The organism is Kitasatospora sp. NPDC036755 (assembly GCF_040636595.1).
Taxonomy (GTDB): Bacteria; Actinomycetota; Actinomycetes; order Streptomycetales; family Streptomycetaceae; genus Kitasatospora.
In genome coordinates this window covers 1-6,785 of record NZ_JBEZUT010000404.1, presented here as the reverse complement: position 1 = coordinate 6,785, position 6,785 = coordinate 1, and the positions used below count along the sequence as shown (strand labels likewise).

The 6,785-nt window shown below is 72.7% G+C and carries 7 protein-coding genes; 4 read left to right on the top strand and 3 right to left on the bottom strand.

Annotation, left to right across the window (positions count from 1 at the left end):
- A partial coding sequence (locus AB0E96_RS36410; protein ID WP_359830332.1) for an MFS transporter occupies positions 1–1,292 on the bottom strand: 1,292 nt, incomplete at its 3' end.
- A 148-nt stretch (positions 1,293–1,440) separates the two neighbouring features.
- On the opposite strand from AB0E96_RS36410, the gene AB0E96_RS36405 reads away from it, so the two are divergent.
- Both AB0E96_RS36405 and AB0E96_RS36400 read left to right on the top strand, forming a co-directional pair.
- Complete coding sequence (locus AB0E96_RS36405; RefSeq protein ID WP_359830330.1) at positions 1,441–2,199, top strand: phosphoglyceromutase; 759 nt, start codon at positions 1,441–1,443, stop codon at positions 2,197–2,199.
- 276 nt (positions 2,200–2,475) lie between these two features.
- Positions 2,476–3,072 carry a lytic polysaccharide monooxygenase gene (locus AB0E96_RS36400; protein ID WP_359830328.1) on the top strand — a complete coding sequence of 199 codons (597 nt, stop codon included), beginning with the start codon at positions 2,476–2,478 and terminating at the stop codon, positions 3,070–3,072.
- Between the two features lie 134 nt (positions 3,073–3,206).
- Here AB0E96_RS36400 and AB0E96_RS36395 read toward each other — a convergent pair whose 3' ends face one another.
- Together AB0E96_RS36395 and phoU are read right to left on the bottom strand one after the other, a co-directional pair.
- Positions 3,207–3,386: a hypothetical protein gene (locus tag AB0E96_RS36395; protein ID WP_359830326.1), complete on the bottom strand. Its 180-nt coding sequence runs from the start codon at positions 3,384–3,386 to the stop codon at positions 3,207–3,209.
- A gap of 180 nt (positions 3,387–3,566) precedes the next feature.
- On the bottom strand, positions 3,567–4,256 hold the full coding sequence (gene phoU / locus AB0E96_RS36390) for a phosphate signaling complex protein PhoU (RefSeq protein ID WP_359830323.1): 690 nt from the start codon (positions 4,254–4,256) through the stop codon (positions 3,567–3,569).
- 306 nt (positions 4,257–4,562) lie between these two features.
- On the opposite strand from phoU, the gene AB0E96_RS36385 reads away from it, so the two are divergent.
- Both AB0E96_RS36385 and AB0E96_RS36380 read left to right on the top strand, forming a co-directional pair.
- Entirely contained in the window at positions 4,563–5,960 is a 1,398-nt protein-coding gene (locus AB0E96_RS36385) for an ATP-binding protein (RefSeq protein ID WP_359830320.1), read from the top strand.
- 2 nt (positions 5,961–5,962) lie between these two features.
- Positions 5,963–6,658 (top strand): response regulator transcription factor, encoded by a 696-nt coding sequence (locus AB0E96_RS36380; protein ID WP_031069385.1) that lies wholly within the window; start codon positions 5,963–5,965, stop codon positions 6,656–6,658.
- Positions 6,659–6,785 lie beyond the last annotated feature (127 nt).

The window sequence follows — 6,785 nt, the reverse complement described above, 5'->3', positions numbered from 1 at the left end:
GCGGCCGGCGCCGTGACCTCCGCCGCGGGCACCGGCACCGCCGTCGCCACGGGCCGGCGTCGGCCCACCGAGCCGGTCCGCCGGGCCAGCACCACGTACCCGAGCGCGGTCAGCGTCCCGACCGCCCCGCAGGCCGTCCAGAGCACCACCGGTCCGGCGTGCTGGAGCAGCAGCCCGCCGCCCGCCGGGCCGAGGAACGAGGCGAGCGACCAGGAGAGGCTGTGCACGCCCTGGTAGCGGCCGCGTCCGTGGGTCGGCGCCAGTTCGGCGACCAGGCCCATCATCACCGGCGTGTTGAGGATCTCGCCGACCGTCCAGACGGCCACCGAGAGCGCGAACAGCCAGGCCGAGGAGCCGGCCAGCGCGGCCAGTCCGAAGCCCCAACCGGTGAGCAGGCAGCTGGTGATCAGCAGCCCGGTCCGCGAGCGGCCCTGCATCCACCGGGTGAGCGGGATCTGGAGGACCACGATCAGCAGCCCGTTCAGGCCGATGACCAGGCCGTACTCGGTGGAGGTGATGCCGGAGGCGCCCATGTCCACGGCGAGCGTGGTGCTGCCCTGCTGGAAGACCAGCGCGAGCAGCAGGGTCAGGCCGACCAGCGCCATGAACGGGGCGTCCCGGAACACCGAGCCCAGGCCGATCCGTGGTTCCGCCGGGCCGTCCGTCCGGTCGTCCGGGAGCTGCGGCCTGGTCTCCGGGATCCGGACGAAGATCACCACCGCGCAGACCAGGGTGGAGAGCGCGTCCAGCAGGAAGAGCGTGAGGTAGCCGTGGGTGGCGATCAGGCCGGCCAGCGCGGCCGAGAGGCCGAAGCCGATGTTGATCGCCCAGTAGTTCAGCGAGTACGCGCGGACCCGGTCCTCGGCCGGCACCAGGTCGGCGATGATCGCCGAGGTGGGCGGGCGGGTGGCGTTGTTGCACAGGCCCACCAGGAAGGCCACCGCGGCGATCGCCACCTGGCCGTCCGCGAAGCCGAGCACGGCGGTGAACAGCGCGGTGCCGAGCTGGGCGGCGACCAGGGTGGGGCGGCGGCCGATCCGGTCGGCCAGCACGCCCGCGCCGATCGCGGCGACGGCCGAACCGAGGCCGAACAACGAGGCCACCAGGCCCGCGTAGGAGGCCGAGTAGCCCCGGTCGACGGTCAGGTACAGGGCCAGGAACGTCACCACGAACGCGCCGAGCTTGTTCACCAGGGTGCTCACCCAGAGCCACCAGAACTCCCGCGGCAGCCCGCCCACCGTCTCGTGCACGAGTCTTCGGAACCGGGGGTTGGTGACCAGGGGGACGAGCATGTGGGGGCTCCCGTGGGCAGGCGTCCGCCGAGCGGTTCGGCAGGCCCGGTCAGCCGACGCATGTAAGTGTCAGATGCGCGGGTCACACATTACACAGCGACGGAAGGTCCCCACCAGGGGTTTTCCGGCCCCCACTAAGCTGGGGGCCATGGCTGACACGACGTACCGACTCATCCTGCTCCGCCACGGCGAGAGCCAGTGGAACCAGAAGAATCTGTTCACCGGTTGGGTCGATGTCGACCTCAACGAGAAGGGCGAGAAGGAGGCCGCCCGCGGCGGCGAGCTCCTGGCCGCCGAGGGTCTGCTCCCCGACGTGCTGCACACCTCGCTGCTGCGCCGCGCGATCCGCACCTCCCAGATCGCCCTGGACAAGGCCGACCGGCACTGGATCCCGGTCAGCCGCAGCTGGCGGCTGAACGAGCGCCACTACGGTGCGCTCCAGGGCAAGGACAAGGCCCAGACCCTGGCCGAGTTCGGCGAGGAGCAGTTCCAGCTGTGGCGCCGCTCGTACGACACCCCGCCGCCGGTGCTGGCCGACGACGCCGAGTACTCGCAGGCCGGTGACGCCCGCTACGCCGAGATCCCGAGCGAGCTGCGTCCGCGCACCGAGTGCCTGAAGGACGTCGTCGAGCGGATGCTCCCGTACTGGTACGACGCGATCGTCCCGGACCTCGCCGCCGGGAAGACCGTCCTGGTCACCGCCCACGGCAACAGCCTTCGCGCGCTGGTCAAGCACCTCGACGGCGTCTCCGACGAGGCCATCGCCGGCCTGAACATCCCGACCGGCATCCCGCTGGTGTACGAGCTGGACGCGGACTTCAAGCCCCTCACCCCGGGCGGCCGCTACCTCGACCCGGACGCCGCCGCGGCTGCCATCGAGGCGGTCAAGAACCAGGGCAAGAAGTAGGCCACTTGCCGCTACGGCCCCGCCGCCCGGTCGGACCGGGCGGCGGGGCCTTCGTTCGTTTTCGGTCGGTTCGGGGTCAACCTGCTTGCCTGGTCGGCGAGTTGGGTAGGCGGGAAAATGGTTCAGACCATTGACGGTCGCCGTCGGCGGCTCCTACCGTGAGGGCACCGGACTGGCGCAGGCATGCCAGGATCTCCCCGTCCGGGCCGCCGCACCCCCACGCGCGCGCGTCTGCGCCCCCGGCGCACACTCCATCCACCCCCACGGAGGAGCACCATGCGCACACGCCACATCGTCGGGGCGGCCGTCGCCGCGCTGGCGATCCCGCTGACCCTGGCCTTCCCGGCCTCGTCCCACGGCTGGATCTCGACCCCGCCCAGCCGGGCCGCGCTCTGCGACACCCACGTGGACGGCGTCCCGTGGGACTGCGGCGACATCCAGTGGGAGCCGCAGAGCGTCGAGGGCCCCAAGGGCTTCCCGGCACTCGGTCCCTCGGACGGCACCATCTGCGCCGGCGGCAACGCGCGCTTCGCCGAGCTGGACGACCCGCACGCGGGCGCCTGGCCGACGACGCCGGTGACGGCGGGCCAGCAGCTCACCTTCACCTGGAAGTTCACCGCCCGGCACGCGACCTCGGACTTCCGGTACTACATGACCAGGCCGGGCTACGACGCGAGCCAGCCGGTCACCCGGGCCAACCTGGACCTGACGCCCTTCCTGACCGTCCCGTTCGGCGGGGTGCAGGTGCCGAGCACGCTCAGCCACACCGCGACCATCCCGAGCGGGCGGACCGGCCACCAGGTGGTCGTCGCGGTCTGGAACATCGCCGACACCCCGAACGCCTTCTACTCCTGCACCGACGTCACGTTCTGACGCCCCCGGGGGCACACCCGGGGGCACGCGCGCGGGCGCCCGCGCGGGCGCGCCACGGAACCCCCGCGGACACGGACGAGGTGCACGGCCGCCGGAAGACCGTGCACCTCGGGGGCGCCTCGCGCGGGGGCCGCTCAGTGGCCACCGCAGCAGCCGCCGTCGGCGCCGCCGCACTGGCAGGGCGCGCCGGACTGGCAGCCGCAGCCGCAGCCCGGGCCGCAGCCGCAGCCGGCGGCGAGGACGGGGAGCAGCTTCGGGGCGGGTGGCTCGACGGTGTCGTGGGCGGTTGCCGGTCGGGTCGGGTGGGCCTTCATCGAGCTTCCCTCCTTGTGACGGGCACAGTCCTGTGCCCCCAATGTCGAGTGAAACCGCCGAACGGAGGGGGCGTCAACGGGCGCGCGGTGGTGGGGCGCACGGGAGACCGTGCGCCCGCACCACCCTCGTCACGGGTTTACTCACCCCTCGGGGTGAGCCGCCGGCACCACGACCGGCGGTCAGTCGACCGGCGCGGCCTCGGCTGCCTCGGTGGCGGCCACGAACTCCGCCACGTGCTCCCCCGTCACCAGGTACACCACGCGCTTGGCGACCGACACGGCGTGGTCCGCGAAGCGCTCGTAGTAGCGGCCGACCAGGGTGATGTCGACGGCGGTCTCGATGCCGTGGTGCCAGCGCTCGTCGATCAGGTGCGACAGCAGCTCGCGGTGCAGGGTGTCGATCGCGTCGTCGTCCTGCTCCATCTCCAGCGCCTTGTCGACGTCCTTGGTGGCGATGACCAGGCCGGCCTTGGCCACCAGGCGCTGGGCGAGCTGGCCCATCTCCAGGACGGTGGAGTGCAGGTCGCTCGGCACGGCGGTGTCGGGGTAGCGCATCCGCGCGACCTTGGCGACGTGCCGGGCGAGGTCGCCGCAGCGCTCCAGGTCGGCGCTCATCCGCAGCGACGTGACGACGATGCGCAGGTCGGTGGCGACCGGCTGCTGGCGGGCGAGCAGGTCGATGGCCCGGTTCTCCAGCTCGTGGTGCAGCTCGTTGACCTTCTCGTCGGCGGCGATCACGCTCTCCGCCAGCGCCAGGTCCGCGTCGAGGAGTGCGGTGGTGGCGCGGCCCATCGCAGAGCCGACCAGCCGGGCCATCTCGACCAGGCTGTCGCCGATCGCATCGAGTTCCTCGTGGTACGCGTCGCGCATGTTCTCTCCTCAGTAGCTGTGTCGGTGGCGGTGCCGACCGGTCAGCCCGTCCGACCGTCGTTCCGGTGTCCGGGTGACCGCTGCTGGTGGCGCGCATCGTACGCGCACACCCGAGCCGGTGGCCGCTGTTCGGCACACCGATCTCTCCCACACGGGCTGCGTGGCCAACTTTCGGCCGTCAGGGCGACGGAGCACGGCCGCTCCGGTGAATCGGCGGCCACTTGAAGGTGAATTCTCGGCAACGCGTGGTCGATGCCTTGATCGAGCGCTTGGGGACTGCCCTGGCCGTACGCTTACGCTGGCCACATGGACGTGAACGTGGCCGCCGCCGCTGCCTGTGCCATAGCCGGGCTCGGCGTAGGCCTCACCGCCTCCATCGCCTTCCGCTGGAGCGAGCGCGAGCAGGCCAAGGGCAAGTACAGCGGAACCGGCGGCAGGAACCTCGGCCGGTACCAGCCGCTGGGCACCGGCAATCCCGAGCCGCCGCTGCCGCCGGGGGTCGACACCGTGCTGTCCGTGCTCCGCTCCTGCGCGATCGTGCTGGGCGAGGGCGACGAGGTGGTCAAGGCCAGCTCGGCGGCGTACGCGATGGGCCTGGTGCGCGGCGGTGCCGTCGCCGTGGACCAGATGCTCTCGCTGGCCCGCTCCACCCGCAGGGACGGCGAGATCCGCCAGGTCGAGCTGGAGGTGCCCCGGCCGGGCGCGGCCCGCGCGGCGGAGCCGCTCGCGGTCTCCGTCCGGGTCGCCCCGCTGGGCTCCCGGCTGGTGCTGGTGCTGGTCGAGGACCAGACCGAGCGGCGCCGGGTCGAGGCCGTCCGCCGGGACTTCGTGGCCAACGTCAGCCATGAGCTCAAGACCCCGGTCGGCGCCCTGTCGCTGCTCTCCGAGGCGGTCGTCGACGCCTCCGACGACCCGGAGGCGGTGCAGCGCTTCGCCGGCCGGATGCAGGTCGAGGCGGCCCGGCTGGCCAGTCTGGTCCAGGAGATCATCGACCTCTCCCGGGTCCAGGACGACCGGCTGATGATCGACCCGGAGCCGGTCGCGGTGGACGAGCTGATCGCCGAGGCGATCGACCGCTGCCGCCAGCAGGCCGCCGCCAAGCAGATCCTGATCGCGGCCGGCGGCATCGCCGGCCTCTACCTCCACGGCAACCGCGGCCAGCTCGCCGCCGCGCTCGGCAACCTGGTCGAGAACGCCGTCAACTACAGCCCGCCGCGCACCCGGGTGGCCATCGCCACCCGGCGGATCTCCAGCGCCGCGGCGCTCGGGGAGGCGGACGGCGAGCTCATCGAGATCTCGGTCACCGACCAGGGCATCGGCATCTCCGAGAAGGACCGCGAGCGGGTCTTCGAGCGGTTCTACCGCGTCGACCCCGCCCGCTCCCGGGCGACCGGTGGCACCGGCCTGGGCCTGTCCATCGTCAAGCACGTCGCGGCCTCGCACGGCGGCACCGTCTCGGTGTGGAGCGTCGAGGGCCAGGGCTCCACCTTCACCGTCCGCCTGCCCGCCGGGCAGGCCCCCGGGGAGGACGAGTCCGAGAACGCGTTCGACGACGAGCCGGACCGCACGCCGGGCGGCGACCCCGCCGGCCCCGCCGCCGCACCCCGCACCCTCACCACGGACCGTACGGACCGTTCGCTCCCCGCCGGGGAGCGGGAACAACACCTGTCAGACACAACCCCTCAGCTTGCCCCGGAGGCCTGATCGTGACCCGAGTACTGGTGGTCGAGGACGAGGAGTCGTTCAGCGACGCCCTCTCGTACATGCTCCGCAAGGAGGGCTTCGAGGTGGCCGTCGCCGCCACCGGCCCCGACGCCCTGGAGCAGTTCGAACGCAATGGTGCCGACCTCGTCCTGCTCGACCTGATGCTGCCGGGCCTGCCCGGCACCGAGGTCTGCCGCCAGCTCCGGGTGCGGTCCAACGTCCCGGTGATCATGGTGACCGCGAAGGACAGCGAGATCGACAAGGTCGTCGGTCTGGAGATAGGCGCTGACGACTACGTCACCAAGCCGTACTCCACCCGCGAGCTGGTCGCGCGGATCCGCGCGGTGCTGCGCCGCCGCGGCGAGGACGGCGGCGCCGGCGACAACGGCGGCGGCCCGGGCGCCCTGGAGGCGGGCCCGGTCCGGATGGACGTGGACCGCCACGTGGTGACCGTGGACGGCGCCAAGGTCGACCTGCCGCTCAAGGAGTTCGACCTGCTGGAGATGCTGCTGCGCAACGCGGGCCGGGTGCTCACCCGGATGCAGCTGATCGACCGGGTCTGGGGCGCGGACTACGTGGGCGACACCAAGACCCTGGACGTCCACGTGAAGCGCCTGCGGGCCAAGATCGAGCCGGACCCGGGCGCGCCGCGCTACCTGGTCACCGTTCGCGGCCTGGGTTACAAGTTCGAGCCGTAAACCGCCCCGAACACGCGGAAGGCCCCCGCCGGCAGCAGCCGGAGGGGGCCTTCGCGTCGCTCCGGCGGGCCCGGGCGGGCCCGCCGGGGGCGGGGTGGGGCGTCAGTGGGCGGCCGGGGCCGATCGG